Annotated in this window: 14 protein-coding genes; 7 read left to right on the top strand and 7 right to left on the bottom strand. The window is 68.9% G+C overall.

Annotated features, from left to right (window positions below):
* Positions 1-149: 149 nt before the first annotated feature.
* Positions 150-3,311, bottom strand: coding sequence for a S8 family peptidase (locus AC5RVZ_RS31360; RefSeq protein WP_494069506.1), 3,162 nt, complete (start codon positions 3,309-3,311; stop codon positions 150-152).
* Between the two features lie 320 nt (positions 3,312-3,631).
* On the opposite strand from AC5RVZ_RS31360, the gene AC5RVZ_RS31355 reads away from it, so the two are divergent.
* Both AC5RVZ_RS31355 and AC5RVZ_RS31350 read left to right on the top strand, forming a co-directional pair.
* On the top strand, positions 3,632-4,672 hold the full coding sequence (locus AC5RVZ_RS31355; RefSeq protein WP_494069505.1) for a 3-methyladenine DNA glycosylase: 1,041 nt from the start codon (positions 3,632-3,634) through the stop codon (positions 4,670-4,672).
* A gap of 302 nt (positions 4,673-4,974) precedes the next feature.
* Entirely contained in the window at positions 4,975-5,322 is a 348-nt protein-coding gene (locus AC5RVZ_RS31350) for a serine protease inhibitor (protein ID WP_494069504.1), read from the top strand.
* A 75-nt stretch (positions 5,323-5,397) separates the two neighbouring features.
* On the opposite strand, the gene AC5RVZ_RS31345 is transcribed toward AC5RVZ_RS31350, so the two are convergent.
* Positions 5,398-5,568 carry a hypothetical protein gene (locus AC5RVZ_RS31345; protein ID WP_494069503.1) on the bottom strand — a complete coding sequence of 57 codons (171 nt, stop codon included), beginning with the start codon at positions 5,566-5,568 and terminating at the stop codon, positions 5,398-5,400.
* 223 nt (positions 5,569-5,791) lie between these two features.
* Here AC5RVZ_RS31345 and purS point away from each other — a divergent pair, with 223 nt between their 5' ends.
* The 4 genes from purS (at position 5,792) to AC5RVZ_RS31325 (ending at position 9,795) form a co-directional block, all read left to right on the top strand.
* The gene (purS, locus tag AC5RVZ_RS31340; RefSeq protein WP_494002056.1) at positions 5,792-6,064 is read left to right on the top strand and encodes a phosphoribosylformylglycinamidine synthase subunit PurS; all 273 of its coding nucleotides are present in this window, start codon (positions 5,792-5,794) and stop codon (positions 6,062-6,064) included.
* Entirely contained in the window at positions 6,064-6,846 is a 783-nt protein-coding gene (gene purQ / locus AC5RVZ_RS31335; RefSeq protein WP_494069502.1) for a phosphoribosylformylglycinamidine synthase subunit PurQ, read from the top strand. The genes purS and purQ overlap by 1 nt, the downstream gene beginning before the upstream one ends.
* Positions 6,847-9,261, top strand: a complete 2,415-nt coding sequence (gene purL / locus AC5RVZ_RS31330) for a phosphoribosylformylglycinamidine synthase subunit PurL (protein ID WP_494069501.1) — start codon at positions 6,847-6,849, stop codon at positions 9,259-9,261.
* A 132-nt stretch (positions 9,262-9,393) separates the two neighbouring features.
* On the top strand, positions 9,394-9,795 hold the full coding sequence (locus AC5RVZ_RS31325; protein ID WP_494069500.1) for a VOC family protein: 402 nt from the start codon (positions 9,394-9,396) through the stop codon (positions 9,793-9,795).
* Between the two features lie 71 nt (positions 9,796-9,866).
* Here AC5RVZ_RS31325 and AC5RVZ_RS31320 read toward each other — a convergent pair whose 3' ends face one another.
* From AC5RVZ_RS31320 to uriH, 3 genes are read right to left on the bottom strand one after another with little or no spacing between them, the layout of a single operon-like run.
* The gene (locus AC5RVZ_RS31320; RefSeq protein WP_494069499.1) at positions 9,867-10,823 is read right to left on the bottom strand and encodes a ribokinase; all 957 of its coding nucleotides are present in this window, start codon (positions 10,821-10,823) and stop codon (positions 9,867-9,869) included.
* Positions 10,820-12,244 (bottom strand): uridine transporter UriT, encoded by a 1,425-nt coding sequence (gene uriT / locus AC5RVZ_RS31315; RefSeq protein ID WP_494069498.1) that lies wholly within the window; start codon positions 12,242-12,244, stop codon positions 10,820-10,822. Before uriT ends, AC5RVZ_RS31320 begins: the two co-directional genes overlap by 4 nt.
* The gene (uriH, locus tag AC5RVZ_RS31310; protein WP_494069497.1) at positions 12,241-13,299 is read right to left on the bottom strand and encodes a uridine-preferring nucleoside hydrolase UriH; all 1,059 of its coding nucleotides are present in this window, start codon (positions 13,297-13,299) and stop codon (positions 12,241-12,243) included. Before uriH ends, uriT begins: the two co-directional genes overlap by 4 nt.
* 210 nt (positions 13,300-13,509) lie before the next feature.
* Here uriH and AC5RVZ_RS31305 point away from each other — a divergent pair, with 210 nt between their 5' ends.
* Complete coding sequence (locus AC5RVZ_RS31305) at positions 13,510-14,502, top strand: LacI family DNA-binding transcriptional regulator (RefSeq protein ID WP_494069509.1); 993 nt, start codon at positions 13,510-13,512, stop codon at positions 14,500-14,502.
* Positions 14,503-14,533: 31 nt separating this feature from the next.
* On the opposite strand, the gene AC5RVZ_RS31300 is transcribed toward AC5RVZ_RS31305, so the two are convergent.
* Positions 14,534-15,334 (bottom strand): SDR family oxidoreductase, encoded by an 801-nt coding sequence (locus tag AC5RVZ_RS31300; RefSeq protein WP_494069496.1) that lies wholly within the window; start codon positions 15,332-15,334, stop codon positions 14,534-14,536.
* A 57-nt stretch (positions 15,335-15,391) separates the two neighbouring features.
* Positions 15,392-15,712 (bottom strand): putative quinol monooxygenase, encoded by a 321-nt coding sequence (locus AC5RVZ_RS31295; protein WP_494069495.1) that lies wholly within the window; start codon positions 15,710-15,712, stop codon positions 15,392-15,394.
* Between the last annotated feature and the right edge of the window lie 40 nt (positions 15,713-15,752).

The raw sequence follows: 15,752 nt of genomic DNA, 5'->3' as shown, positions 1-15,752 counted from the left end.
GGGGGTGGTGGGGCTGGTCGGCGGTGGGGCTCCGGGTCTGCGCGGTGCGGGGGGCGCGGGGGGGCGGCGGGGGGGGGGGGGGGGGTGGCCCCCCCCCCCCCCCCTCCCGCTTGTTCAGGTGTTGTCAGCGGCCAGGACCGCCGACGCCGTTAGCGGCCGGAGCGCTGCCCGGGCTGCGGCGAGGCACTGCCGTCGACTATCACGGCCGCACCTTCAGCTGCCGGCGCCTGCGCCGCGGCACCGTTACCGGAGACGTTTACCGTCACCGCCGTGGCCGCGCCGTCGCCGAACTTGACCAGGCCCACCCAGCTGCCGGCTGCCAGGCCGGACCAGGTGGCGGTTACCGTGCCGGTCTCGCCGTTGGCCAGCTGCAGCGGGTCCGGGCTGACCGCCAGGTTGCCGGCGTCACCGCTCAGCGCCACCGTGTCGATGGTTCCCTTGCTGACCTTGCCGTCCGGGCTGCTGTACAGGTGCGCGATGGCATAGTACGTGCCCGGCGCCGGATTGTTGATGGCCAGGGACTCGCTCGCCGACGCCGTGGCCGCCGAGATCACGGTGCCGGCGGGGGTGTAGACGTACAGATCCCAGTCTGCCCCCGGGTCGGCCGCGGTGATGGAGAACTGCGCCAGTGTGGCACCTGCCGGCACCGCCTGCGGGGCGAATCCGGTGCTGCCGTTGGAACCGATCACGGCGGGCTGGCCGGGGACCTTCTCCACCGCAGTGGCGTTGGCCTTGGCCAGGCCCTCGACCGCGAGGTCGATCGGCGAGTTGGTGCCCGAGGTGACCTCGATCGTGCCGGTGCCGTCGCCGCCGTCGGAAGCGAACGCCACGCTGGCGGGTGCCACCGCGGTGACCGGCCGGACGGCGATGGGCGAGGCGACCGCGTGCTGCCCGCCGGAGCCCTTGGCCTCTTCCGTCCAGACCAGCTCGCCCATGGTGAACTGATCCAGCGGGGCATCCGCGTTTTCGAAGGTGACCTTGAACGAGCGTTCCTGGCCGGCCTTCTTGAAGGTCAGCTTCGAGGGCGAGACCTTCACGTTCACGCCCGGCAGGTCCACGTCCACCGTGTAGGTGCCGGGCTTCAAGGCGGTGAGCGTGCGCTCCACGGTGACCTTGCCGGCCAGCTTCCCGAGGGCGAACGAGGGAACGTTGATGTCCTTGGACTCGACGGTGTCCCGCTTCTTCAGGCCCAGGTCCAGGCCGGTGCCCTGAATGAAGCCGAGCCAGTCGTTGATATCGGCATCGTAGGCCAGGCCGGGATCGCCCATCCGGGCGGTATCCACGTGGCCGGCGCCGGTGGCGAAGCGGTCTTCGTTCACCGAGCCGTCCTCGGTAACCAGGTCGCCGGCGGTGGTCATCATCGCCGACTTCACGGTGGCCGGGGACCACTTGGGGTTCTTGGCCAGCAGCAGCGCGCCGAGGCCTGCCACGTGCGGCGCGGCCATTGAGGTGCCGGACATGAAGCCGCTGGTCTCGCCGCCAACCACCGGGGAAACTCCGGCGAGCACGTTCACACCCGGGGCCGCAACGTCCGGCTTCAGCAGGTTCGAGTCCACCGCCGTGGACGGACCGCGCGAGGAGAACTCGGCGACCTGCGGGACCGGGCTCTGCGGCAGCCCCGTGGTGTCACGGTCGCGCAGCGCCGCGGTCAGCGACGGGTCCGCGGCAACCTTGTCCTTGATGGACGGGTCGTCGATGTGCACGGTGGGGACGGCGTGCAGGTCCAGGTCGAGCGACCCGGGTGCCACGTTGACAAGCACCATGCCGACACCGCTGGCCTGCTCGACGGCCACCGACTTGTCCGCACGGGCGATCACGCCGCGGTCGCAGATGACGATCTTGCCGTCGACCTTGGCCGGATCGAGCTTGCCGGGGTAGCACAACCGTGCCTCGTCCGCGGTGGCGCCGGTGGCCCCCGCCTGCGCGGAAAGGATCAGCGCCGTCTGCGGAACTTCGCGGTTCATGATGGACGTGCCGCGGTACTTGGTGCCGTCCGAAAGTTCCACGGTGCCCTGCAGTTCGTTGGAGAACGTGCTGGCCGCCACCGTGGTTACCCAGGGCGCGCTGTGGTTGACGGTGGCGGGAGCCGGGCCCGAGTTGCCGGCGGAGGCGGAGACGAAGATGCCCACTTCGGCCGCGCTCAGGAACGCCACCGACACCGGGTCCAGCACCGAGTTGTTGTTGCCGGAGATGGAGTAGTTGAGCACGTCGACGCCGTCGAGGATGGCCTGCTCGATCGCGGACACGGAGGCCGAGGTGTAGCAGCCGCCGGTGGCGTCGTCGTTGTCCTCCCAGCAGATCTTGTAGACGGCAACCTTGGCGGCCGGCGCCACGCCGTTGCCGGTGCCGAAGTCGCGGCCGTCAACGGTCTGCGTCACGCCGCTGTTACCGGCGGCCGTGGTGGCGGTGTGGGTGCCGTGGCTGGCGATGTCCAGAGGGGAGATGGACTCCTGCGGGTGCCTGTCTCCCGGCGGCACGTAGGCCAGGAAGTCGTCGGCGTAGTAGCGGGCGCTGAGCACCTTGGAGTTGCATTCGGTGCCGTCGAAGCCGGAGCCTTCCTGGCCCGGCTGGCATTCGCCCAGGAACGTGCTGCCGTCTGCCTTGAGCATGGCGATCTTGCCATCCGGCGTCAGGTACGGTTCGCCGACCTTGGCCTTGCCGGTCAGCGGCTTGACCTCTTCGCCGGCCAGGAAGTTGCTGTCCGGGTAATAGCCGGTGTCGATCACGCCGACCACGGTTCCCTTGCCGGCGTTCTGCTCGCCGCCATACTGTTCGGCCCAGACACCGTTTCCGCCGGGCAGGTCCAGGAAATCGGTGCTGGAGTAGTCCGGGTGGTGCTGCTCGTCCGGAGCTACCGCCGCCACGCCGGGCTTCTTGGCCAGCTCGGCGGCCTGCAGTCCGGTCAGCTCCGCCGCGAAGCCGTTCACGGCCGTCGTGAAGCTCTTCCCGATCTTCACGCCCTGGGAGGCGGCGACGTCGTTCTGCTGCTCCTGCAGGTGGGCCCGGTACTTTTTGGCGTTGGCGCTGTGCCCGTCCAGCTTTTCGCCCGGCGCGGGCTTCGTTGCCGCGATGCCGGACACCCCGCCCTCGTAGGTGGCCAGCGGATCGCCGGAGAGCATCACGATGTAGCGGCCGTCCTCGTAAACGGCCTGCTGGCCATCCGGATTCGAGCTGATGGTGCGGGCAAGGTCGGCGGGTGCGGCCCCCGCCGGGCCGGCGAGCCCGGAGAGGATCAGCGGTATCCCCAGTGCGAGTGCCGCGGCAGAGCGCAATCCCTGCCGGTGCACAAAGCTGCTGCTTTGCTGTGTCATGAGAAGGAAATGCCTTTCATCCGGTGGACCCGACCGCTTTGGTCGGCCCGCAGACGCAGCCGAATGCCTATCCTGCAGGCCGTACGGCCCGCAGGGTATTGGATTTTCCCGGCGTGCGAGGCCGGCCCCATCCCCAACTGTGACAACAGCCACATTGGTGCGTCTGTGGGATCAAAGTACCGCACCCGAAGGTCTGAAAGAACCGTTTCACCCTTCTTGGGTGCGGCATGGCGGAAATTGCCTGCTCGTACTTCCCTGCCGGGGCCGGCGGTGCTATAAGCCGGGTGCCAATCTGCCGCGGCGGCTGGGACAATGGAACCATGGTGCGGCAGGTTCTCCTCGACCGGCTCCGGGTGCTCGAACCGGAGCAGTGGCTGCCGCGCGCCCGGGCCCACGGCGAACGCGCCCGCCGCTTCACCGAGCCCTACCTGCAACGCCGCTCGGCCGGGCTGAAACACCCGGTGGAAGACTTCCTCTTCACCTATTACAGCCTCAAGCCGGGGCAGTTGGCGCGCTGGCATCCCGGCGCGGGCGTGGTGTTGATCGGCGCCGACGCCGGCGAGCGCCGCGGGTGGAAGTTCTATCGGGCGCCGACCCCCGCCGAGTCCCGCACCGCGGGTGTGGAGCACGACGCCGGTGCCGTCACCTTCGACGCCGAAGCCTTCCTTGCGGCGCGGGGAACCGCGGTGGCGTTCTCGCGGGAAATCCTCGCCGGTGCCGCGTCGCGGCCGGCCCGGTTCGGCTGCTTCGGGCTGCACGAGTGGGCGATGGCCTACAAGTCACGGCTCAACGGCGTCCGGCACGACTACCTTGACCTGCGGCTCGGCGCCGAGGGAACGGACCAGGTGGTGGACAGCAGCCGGATCAGCTGCTCGCACTTCGATGCCTTCCGGTTCTACACGCCGCAGGCCGTACCGCTGAACACGCTGCGGCCCACCCGGGAAAACCAGCGGCAGATGGAACAGCCCGGCTGCCTGCACGCCAACATGGACCTGTACAAGTGGGCGTACAAGTTGGCCCCGGCGCTGCCCAGCGAACTGGTGATGGACTGCTTCGAGCTATCCTGGCGGATCCGCGAGCTGGACATGCGGGCCTCGCCCTACGACCTCTCGGGCTGGGGCTACGAACCGGTCAGGATCGAGACCACCGAGGGCCGCGCGCAGTACGTGGCGGCCCAGCGGGCGTTTGCCGACGAGGCGCAGGCGCTGCGCCGCCGGCTCCTGGAAGCGCTGGACGAGCTGGAGGCGTTGGACGTGCCGCAGGCGCTTGATGTCCCGGGCCGCGGGACGGAGGGGTACTCGTCGACGTCCCGTGCGGGCGCGCGGCGAACCGCTCCGGGAAACATCCGAACGGAGGACTGATCATGGCGGTTGAGGCGGAGCGTCCGAGCACACGGCGGGCCCGTTGCCGCCAAGCGTCGGTGCTCCTTTCCTGCCTGCTCTTCCTGCCCTGGCTTGCGGCCTGCGGCCAGAACGACCAGCCGCAGCCTTCCCCCGGCATCGCCGTTCCAGCTTCCCCGGGCGACCGCGAGACCCCTTCCCCGTCGGAAACCGCTCGCTCGGAACCCCCGACGGTACCCGCTCCCTCGCGACCGGCCCCCTCGCGACCCGCCCCGTCGGAACCCGTCCCGTCAGAACCCGCTCCGAAGGAAGACCAGAAAGGCGTGGCCGTGGATGCCGAACTATCCATCATGCTGACCTCCGCCGACAGCACCGCCCGGTTTGAGCAACTGTTGGTGTGTCGGGATTCCCGTCCCGCCGAAGGTTCCACGGTCAGGGACCCGGAGGGTGCTTGCGCGGCGCTGGCCAAGCACGGGGACAAGGTCTTCTTCGAGCTGCCCGATCCCAACCGCCTATGCATCCAGCAATACGGCGGCCCGCAGCAGGCCCACGTCACCGGCACCTTCAACGGCCGCGAGGTGAACAAGCACTTCTCCCTCACCGACGGGTGCAAGATCTCCGAGTGGAACGCCATGGCCGCCCTGCTGGGCGGCCGCGCCGGCGAAGTTTAGTGCCGACCGGGTCAGCGCGCCGTTGCCGACCGGGGCAGCGTCGTCGTGGCCGGCCGGGTCAGCGTCGCCGTGGCGTCAGCGTCGGCCGTCGCGCATGACTTCGCTCACCCGGCGGTCAAGATCCTGGCGTGTTGCACGGGCGGTCCGCCGGTCTGCGCGCTTCTTTTGGATGACCATCCGCCCCAGGCCGCCCAGCACGACGGCGGCCAAGATGGGCAGCAGCATGGACTGCGGCTTCTCCGTCATGGAGACCATGCTACGAGCCCCGCTGGCCGACGGCACGGTTTTGCCGGGATCCGCCGTCGTCGTCCCGTAAAATCAGCACCCCGCGATGCCGGTAGAATGGTGCTGCAAGCTCGCGGAGCGCTGGGTCAGCGTGAGACGGCACCAATTGTTGGATTGACACTGCACTGAGTTCCGCGCGCCTCGCTTCGTTTGAAGAGCACAATCCAAGCACAGGAGTGGCCGGATGCCCCGGATCGTTGTTGATGTCATGCCCAAGCCCGAAATCCTTGATCCGCAGGGCAAGGCCATTGCCGGCGCACTGAACCGCCTGGGTCTGGCCGGCTTCAGTGAAGTCCGCCAGGGCAAGCGCTTCGAACTGACGGTTGACGGCGAGGTGACCGAGGAACTCCTCGAACAGGCCCGGCATGCCGCCGCCACGCTGCTCTCCAACCCCGTGATCGAAGACGTCACCCGGGTGGAGGTCATCACCGAGGCGACCATCGGGGCCGGCGAATAATGACTGAGACTCCCCTGATCGGCGACTTCTCTCCCGCCCCCGACGCAGGCCTCTCCGGCGCGCGCATCGGCGTCGTCACCTTCCCCGGCACCCTGGACGACCGCGACGCGGCCCGTGCCGTCCGCATTGCCGGCGGCACCGCGGTCAGCCTGTGGCACGGCGACCACGACCTGCAGGGCGTGGACGGCGTGATCATCCCCGGCGGCTTCTCCTACGGCGATTACCTGCGCGCCGGCGCGATCTCCCGCTTTGCCCCGCTGATGGACCAGATTGCCGACGCCGCCAACGCGCAGCACGATCCGCTGCCGGTGCTGGGCATCTGCAACGGCTTCCAGGTGCTGACCGAGGCACACCTGCTGCCCGGCTCGATGATCAAGAACAACCACCTGCACTTCCTCTGCCGCGACCAGAGGCTGCGCGTGGAGAACAACACCACGGCCTGGACCAGCCAGTACGAGGCTGGCGCCGAGATTGTGGTGCCGCTGAAGAACCAGGACGGCCAGTACGTCGCCGACGAGAAGACCCTGGACGAGCTGGAAGCCGAGAACCGCGTGGTGTTCCGCTATTCGGACGGGAACCCGAACGGGTCGCGCCGCGACATCGCCGGCATCACCAACGCCGCGGGCAACGTGGTGGGCCTGATGCCGCACCCCGAACACGCCGTGGAGGCCGGCTTCGGCCCGGACTCTTCCGCCTTCGGCGACGTCGGGCTGCGCGGCGGCACCGACGGCCTGGGAATTTTCACCTCCGTTTTGACGAAGATTGTGGCAGGTGCCAAGTAAATGACCGAAACCAATCCGACCACCGCATCAGTCGATACCCGCCTGGAAACCGAGGCCGAGGCACGCAATGAGCACGTGCAGAGCTACGGCGGGGCGGCCGACGCCGTCGAACGCGCCGAGGGGCGTCAATTCAACATCGACACCGTGGAGCATGCCGCGCAGACCCCGGACACCGAGTTGCCCTGGGCCGAGCTGGGTCTGAAGCGCAACGAGTTCGACGAGGTCGTCAAGGTGCTGGGCCGCCGCCCGACCGCCGCCGAACTGGCCATGTACTCGGTGATGTGGTCCGAGCACTGCTCCTACAAGTCTTCCAAGGTCCACCTGCGCCAGTTCGGCGACAAGGTCACCGAGGACATGAAGAAGCACATGCTGGTGGGCATCGGCGAGAACGCCGGCGTGACGGACCTGGGTGACGGCTGGGCCGTGACCTTCAAGATCGAGTCGCACAACTCGCCCACCATGGTCGAGCCGTACCAGGGCGCCGCGACCGGCATCGGCGGCATCGTCCGCGACATCATCTCGATGGGCGCACGCCCCGTGGCCGTGATGGACCCGCTTCGCTTCGGCGCGATCGGCCACCCGGACACCGCCCGCGTGGTCCACGGTGCGGTCGCCGGCATCGGCGGCTACGGCAACTCGCTGGGCCTGCCGAATGTCGGCGGCGAGGTCGTCTTCGACTCCGTCTACCAGGGCAACCCGCTGGTGAACGCCCTGGCCGTGGGCGTCATGCGCCACGAGGACATCCGGCTCGCCAACGCCTCCGGCAAGGGCAACAAGGTGGTGCTGTTCGGCGCGCGCACCGGCGGCGACGGCATCGGCGGCGCCTCCATCCTGTCCTCGGAGTCCTTCGACGACACCAAGCCCTCCAAGCGCCCCGCGGTCCAGGTCGGCGACCCGTTCGCGGAGAAGGTGCTCATCGAGTGCTGCCTGGAACTGTTCAAGGGCTCGCTGGTCGAGGGCATCCAGGACCTGGGGGCCGCGGGCATTTCCTGCGCCACCTCGGAACTGGCATCCAACGGCGACGGCGGCATGGACGTCGAGCTGACCTCGGTGCTGCTGCGCGACCCGACCCTGACGCCGGGCGAAATCCTGATGTCCGAGTCGCAGGAACGCATGATGGCGGTCGTCGCCCCCGAAAACGTCGAGGCGTTCGAGGCCGTCATGGCCAAGTGGGCCGTGGAATACTCCTGGCTCGGCGAGGTCACCGACACCGGCCGCCTGGTGATCAAGTGGGACGGCGAGACCATCGTCGACGTCGACCCGCGCACCGTGGCCCACGACGGCCCGGTCTACAACCGCCCCTACGCCCGCCCGGAATGGCAGGACGAGCTCCAGGCCGACACCTTCCGGGCCTCCGCCGCCGGCGCCAACCCCCCGGCCGGCGCCGAGGACCTCAAGGCGGCCGTGCTGGAACTGATGGCGTCCCCGAACATGTGCTCTAAGGACTGGGTGACCAACCAGTACGACCGCTACGTGGGCGGCAATACTGCGCTGGCCATGCCCGACGACGCCGGCGTGGTCCGGGTGGACGAGGAGACCGGGCTCGGGGTTGCCCTGGCCACCGACGCCAACGGCCGCTACACCTACCTGGATCCCTACCAGGGAGCGCAACTGGCCCTGGCCGAGGCCTACCGGAACGTCGCAACCGTGGGAGCCATCCCGATGGCGGTGTCCGACTGCCTGAACTTCGGCTCCCCGGAAGACCCGGACGTCATGTGGCAGCTGGCCGAAGCGATCCGCGGTCTTTCCGACGGCTGCATGGAACTGGGCGTCCCGGTCACCGGCGGCAACGTGTCGCTGTACAACCAGACCGGCAACACCCCGATCCACCCGACTCCCGTCGTGGCGATGCTCGGCAAGCTCGACGACGTCGGCCGCCGCACCCCGTCCGGCTGGCGCGAGGACGGCCAGGCGATCTACCTGATGGGCACCACCCGCGACGAGCTGGACGGCTCAGAATGGGCCAACCTGCGCGGACACCTGGGCGGCAAGCCCCCGGTTGTGGACCTGGCGGCCGAGAAGCTGCTGGGCGAGCTGCTGATCAACGCCTCCCGCGACGGCATGATCGACGCCGCCCACGACCTCTCCGAAGGCGGCCTGGCCGCTGCCCTGTCCGAGATGGCCCTGCGCTTCGGCGTCGGCGCCCGGATCGGCCTGGGCGAGGTCTGCGAACGCGACGGCGTGGACCTGTTCACGCTGTTGTTCAGCGAGTCGCAGGCACGCGCCGTCGTGTCCGTGGCGCGCAGCGAAGAGGTCCGTTTCAAGGACATGTGCGGCGCGCGGGGCTTCCCGTTCATGCGCATCGGCGTGGTGGACACCGAGAACGGCGCGCTGGACTTCCAGAGCGAGTTCTCCGTGCCGCTCGCCGAGCTGAAGGAAGCCCACGAGGGCACTCTGCCGAAGTACTTCGGGTAGTTTCCGCCCTTCCTGAGGGCGAGCGAAAGAGGGATGTTTCCCGCACCGCGGTGCAGGGAACATCCCTCTTCGTCTTCCCCTCGAGGACCGGCCATCACGGAGGCCGGCAATCCGTATCTGTAGGCTGTGCCCATGACGGCACCACAGATCTACATCAGTTTCCCCGGCACCGCCCGGGAAGCACTGGGCTTCTACGCAGATATCTTTGGCGGAGAGCTTTCCCTGCACACCAATGAGGACTTCGGCAACAGCGCGGGACCGCCGGGGCACATAGCCCACGGCATGCTCAACGGCGTGGTCGCCCTGGCCGGATCGGATGCGGCACCCGGCGAGAAGAGCCTCCGGCTCGAGGGCGTCATGCTCTCCTTACTCGGGACGGCCGAACCCGAGGTGCTTCACGAATGGTTCGACAAGCTCGCCGTCGGCGGCCGGGTGGTCGATCCCCTGGCACCGAAGCCGTGGGGCGCCTCCGACGGCCAGGTGATCGATCGTCACGGACTTCACTGGCTCGTCGGCTACGAACCGGCGCCGTGACTGCTGATTGACCCGGCCGTCATCGGCAGCGACGAGATAGGCCGTGCCCGCGGGGCGCGGAGAAGGTGCCGTCAGGCGCCCCGCAGACGCTCCACGTCTGCCAGCCGCGGATACGCGGCCTGGGTTCCCTTCTTCGTGGCAGCCAGAGCGGCAGCGACCGAAGCGAACGCCGCCGCCTCGGCCAGGGTCTCCCCTGCGGCAAGCCGTGCCGCGAGAGACCCGGTGAAGGCGTCGCCGGCGCCGGTGGTGTCCACGGCGTCAACCTTGGTGGGGGCGATCCGGGTGAAACGGCGCCCCTCCTCGGCATGCGAATCCAGCACGATGGAGCCGTCGGCGCCCAGGGTGACCACGGCGCGGTCCAGCCCCTGCGCCGCAAACTTCAAGCGCACCTGCTCCCAGTCGGCAACTGCGGCATCGGCGCAGGGCATTTCGGCGCCGCCAAGGAACTGCGAAGCCTCGTGCGCGTTGACCAGCAGGACGTCGGTCAGTTCGGCCAGGCTACGCGGCACGGGCGCGTAAGGCGAGAGGTTGAGCAGCACTGTTGCTCCGGCGTCGTGCCCCGATCTTGCTGCCGTCTCCACGACGTCCAGGCCGACCTCGAGGCAGAGGCAAACCACGGCGGCGCCATCGAAGACGCCGCCGGCTGCGGCTACGTCATCTGGAATTACGGTGCCGTTGGCGCCGGGGGAAATGACGATGCTGTTCTCCCCCGCGGCGTCAACGGTGATGACCGCGACGCCGGTCTCGACGTCGGCGGCGCGGCGCACGCGGGAAACGTCCACGCCGGCCCCTGCAACGGAGGCCAGCAGCATGTCCCCGTTGGAGTCCTCGCCCACGGCGCCGATCAGGGCGACGTTACCGCCTAGCCGCCCAGCGGCCACGGCTTGGTTGGCGCTCTTGCCGCCCGGGTTCACCGTAAAGCCTTCGCCACGGAGCGTTTCGCCGGGATGGGGCAGCCGCTCGGTGTAGATGGTCAGGTCCGCGTTCAGTGAACCAACGACGACGATGCGTCCCGCCTGCGGACTCACTTTCCCACCTCGGCATCGACGGGCTTGGGGATCAGCAGCGAGGCGGCGAAGGCCGCGACCGTGATGACCAGGCCGACCACCACAGCCGTGAGGTACGAACCGCGGTCGCCCAGCGCCGAGGTGCCCACGAGCACCGCCGGCAGCACCAGGAAGCTCAGCCCGGCGCCGAGGTTAAAGGCTCCGGCGTTCATGCCCGGGAGGAAGCCGGGGTTGCCCGGGGGCGAGAGCACCACGCCGAGCCCGTTGAGCATGATGTTCGCGGTGCCGGCGTACATGATGCCGAGCAGAGCAGTGGCTGCGACCATCACCGGCAGGCTGTCCAGGCCGAACAGCACGATGATCACCAGGGAGACGATGCTGCCGATCATGCCGATGCGCAGCACATTGTTGTAGCCGAGTACCGGGGCGAGCCGCCCGCTGATCGGGCCGAAGACCCAGCCCAGCAGCGCGTAGGGGGTCAGGATGAGCAGCGCCGTTTCAGTGGGGCCGATGCCGAAGCCGGGAGCGGCAGCCTGAACGTAGGCGGGGACGATCCCGTTGATGACGGCGAAGATGCCGGTCATGGTCAGGATCGTGGTCAGCAGCGGCGCCCACGTGGAGCGCTGGCGCAGATGGACAATCTCGACCATCGGCTCCTTCGCACGCTTTTCGGTGACCCAGAAGGCGGCGAACGCTGCGGCGGCCACGGCGATCAACACCAGCGAGAGGATCAGGGTCCCCGTGGAGAACCCGCCGACCAGCTTGGCGGCCTCGTTCAGCGCGGTGAGCAGGGCGCCGACTGCAACAACAATAAAGACGACGCCGGTCCAGTCCATGCGCGTCCCGGCCTGCGGCTTGCTCTCGGGCGTCAGGACGGCGACGAGAACCGCGGCGATCACGGCGAGCACCACCATGAACCAGAAGATGCTGCGGAAGCCGTAGTGCTCGGCCATGTAGCCGCCGAGGAAGGCATCGACGCCGGCCACGCCGCCGTTGACCGCGAGGATGACGCCCATCAGCGTGCCGTAGGTGCGCGGGTTGGACACGGCGGTGCGCAGCATGATGAGGCACAGCGGCACGGTGGGGCCGCTGGCGCCCTGGATGATCCGGCCCACGAAGAGCCACGTAACGTCCGGGGCCAGCGCCGCGATCACGGAGCCAGCCGCCGTCAGCAGCATCATCCCGATGAGGATCTTCTTGCGGCCGACAATATCGCTCAGCCGGGGCAGGAACAGGGAGAACAGCGCCGCGGTGGTGAAGAACCAGGTCTGGGACAGGCCGATCGAGGCCTGGTCTGTCTGCAGTTCCTCCCCCATCGTGACCAGGGCGGGGCTGAGCATGGAGGCATTGAGCTGGAAGGCAACGCAGGCCGTCAGCAGGGCGACCATCAGGGCGGTGGTGCCGCCGCGGGTCGTCTTGGCTTCGTGGAGAACTGCGCTCATTTCGCTGCCATCCCGAACGTCTCGGGGGTCGCCGTCTCGGGCGCCGCGGAGGCGGGCGCCGCCGTCGTCGTTGTGGTGGCGGTCCCAATCTCTACCTCGCCGATGCGGACCAGCGCATCGGTCACCAGGTTCCAGAACTTGGTGCGGTCCAGGTCCACGGCCACGGAGGTGTGGCAGTCGGCCGGTGCGGGGGCGCGGAAGTCGGCGACGGTCATGCCGAGGGTCAGCTTGCCCTGCAGTTCGATGTCTACCGGCACCTTGCGGGTTGTCATCACCGTGGGGTCGATGACGTAGGCGACGGCGCACGGATCGTGGACCGGCGGGTAGTCGAAGCCCTGTGCGTCCTTGTAGGTTTGGGCGAAAAAGTCCATCAGTTCGCGGACAAAGCGGGCCGGACCGGTGCCGACGGCTTCGATCTGCTCGACGACGTCGGGGGTGGCCAGCGCCTGGTGCGTGAGGTCCAGTCCCACCATGACCAGGGGCCACTTCTCGTTGAAGACGATGTGGGCGGCCTCGGGGTCGATCATGATGTTGAATTCGGCCACGGCCGACCAGTTGCCCACGTGGTAACCGCCGCCCATCAGCACGACTTCCTTGACCCGCTCGACGATGCGCGGTTCCTTGCGGGCGGCCATCGCGATGTTGGTCAGGCCGCCGGTCGGGACCAGGGTTACGGTGCCCGGTTCGTGCGCCATGACCGTGTCGATGATGAGATCAACGGCGTGTCGCGGGTCCAGTTCAATGGCGGACTCCGGCTGCGCGGGGCCGTCCATGCCGGACTCGCCATGGATGTCCGGCGCGGTTTCGATGGTGCGCACCAGCGGCCGGTCGCAGCCGGCGGCGAACGGGACACCGGTGATGCCGGCGATCGTCCCCACGGCCAGGGCGTTCTTGGTGACCTTTGCCAGGGTCTGGTTGCCGACAACGGTGGTCACGGCGAGCAGTTCGATGTCCGGGTTGCCGTGGGCCAGGAGCAGCGCCACGGCGTCGTCGTGCCCCGGATCGCAGTCCAGGATGATCTTCTTCGGTCCGGGCGTCGCGGAAGTGGCGTCCATGTTTTCTCTCCACGTCATCGGGGCCCGCCGCAGCGGGAATTTGGTCACAGGAAGTGTGACACCCCCTTCCGGTCCACGTCAAACGCTTGACGTAAACGCGCGTCAAGCGCTTGATGCCATGTGACTCTTGATTACGCTTATCATGGGCTCATGGATTCCGCCCGCCCTCCCCAGCACCCGCCGCGCGTCGGTCGGCGAGTGACCGCGGCGATGGTGGCGGCACGCGCCGGCGTCTCCCCTGCGACGGTTTCCTTGGTGGCCAACGGCAAGACGCGCGGGCGGGTGTCCGCGGACAACATCTCCCGGGTCAGCCAGGCCATCGCCGAACTCGGATACGTGGTGGACAGCGTGGGCAGTTCGCTGGCCAAGGGGGTCAGCTCCATTGTGGTTCTGGTGGCGCCGGACATTTCCAACCCGTTCTTCGCCAAGGTCGTTGCCGGCGTCCGGGAATCCCTCGGCGCGGACTTCCAGCTGCTGCTCTCCGTCACCGAAGCCGGCGAATTTCCCCGCGCGGATGACATCCGCCGGCTCCTCGCCCTGCGCCCGGCAGGCCTGCTGGTGGATGCCCCCGATGCCGCCTTCCTCGAGGACCTCTCCGCTTCGGGCCCCCTGGTGCTGCTCGACGCGCCCGGGCTGGAGGCTTATGCGCCGTCCGTCAACCTCGACGTGACCCACGGCGCCCGCGAACTCGCGGCGCATCTGGCCGCCTCCGGCCACCAGCGGGTAGCGTACCTGGACAGCGTGACCGGCACAGCCACCTTCGCCATTCGCCGGACGGCCTTCCTGAAGGAGGCGGCCGCGCGCGGGATGGCCGCGGACCCCGCCCACCTGATCAGCACCACGATCGACGTCGGCGCGTCGGCCGACGCGTTTGCCGCCGCCTGGCCCGGGTGGCAGCAAGCTGGTGTCACCGCCCTCGTCTGCGCCACCGATACCCACGCGTACGGCGTGCTGCAGCAAGCGCGCGTTGCCGGCGTGCGGATCCCGGACGAACTCGCCGTCGCCGGCTTCGACGACCTGCCCTACTCCGCCACCAGCAACCCCGGCCTCACCAGCGTCCACCTTCCCGCCGCCCGCCTGGGCCTCGCGGCCGGCGAACAGCTGCGTGGCCTGATCGAAGGCCGCGACCTCGAGCAACCCCAGCTCACCCTGGAGGCCTCGCTGATTGTGCGCGGCTCCACGGAGCGGATCGCCGCCAACTAACCAACGACGGCGGTGGTCCGGGCGGTTGCGGCTACAAGGTGCGCCAGTCGTGGCCGGTCACGGCCGCCCCGGCCTGCGGCCCCATCTGCAGCATGCCGCCGTCCACCACCCACGACGCCCCGGTGACGTAGCCGGCTTCGGCCGACGCGAGGAAGGCGATCACGGCGGCGACCTCGCGGGCGTCGCCGGGCCGGGCCAGCGGGATGCCGGGGCGGTCGATGCGGTGCGGGTCTTCGTCCTCGTTGCCGGTCATGGCGGTGGCGATCTCGCCCGGCGCGACGGAGTTGACCGTGATGCCGCGCCGGCCGAGCTCGAGCGCCATGTTCTTGACCAGCCCGCCGAGGCCGTGCTTTGCGGCGTCGTACGGGGCGGCCCCGATCATCGGCTGGTGCTCGTGCACGCTCGTGACCGCGATGATCCGGCCGCCGCGGCCGGCAGCCGCCATCCGCCGCGCGGCGCGCTGCATGCACACGAACGCGCCGTCCAGGTCGGTGGCGACCACTCTCCGCCACGTCTCGTAGTCCAGCTCCAGGAACGGCTCCGAGGCGCCGGTGCCGGAGTTGTTGACGAACACGTCCAGCCCGCCGAGCTGCTCCGCGAGCGAATCGACCACGTCGCCGCAGCCGGGCAGATGCGTGGTGTCCAATTGGGCGACGGCGGCGCTGCGGCCGAGCGCGCGGACCTCCTGCGCCGTGTCCTCAGCCCCGGCTTCGTCCGAGTGCCAGGTGATCCCGACGTCCAGCCCGGCCCGGGCGAGCGCGACGGCGGTGGCCCGGCCGATGCCGGAGTCGGAACCGGTGACGATGGCGGTGCGGGGCGTGAACTGTTCCATGCGCCCTATTGTGGCGAAGAACAGGCCGCTTGCCAGCCCCTCCGGCCGCCGGGGCCGCTAGGCGACGGTCATTTCACCCATCAGGTCCCAGTCGTCGCCCTCGACCTGGCGGCTGATGATCCGCGGCGTTTCCTGCAGGTACTGCGGCTGCTCCTGCATGGCCTTCTTGAAGTGGTCGCTCTTCACGTGTGCTTCGGCCGCGTCGTCCCGGAAGGCCTCCACCAGCACGTACTCATGGGGGTCCTCCACGCTGCGCGACCAGTCGAACCACAGGTTGCCCGGCTCGGCACGCGTCGCCTCGGTGAATTCGCGCACGAGTTCGGGGAAGGTGTCGGCGTACTCGTCCTTGACCTTGAACTTGACCACAATAAAAATCACGCGGCATCGGCCTTTCTTCTGTTGGGGTGTCTTTTCATCC

This window comes from Arthrobacter sp. Cza30 (assembly GCF_059090765.1).
Note: the sequence above shows the minus strand (reverse complement) of the source record. Positions and strands in the feature narration are given on the sequence as shown.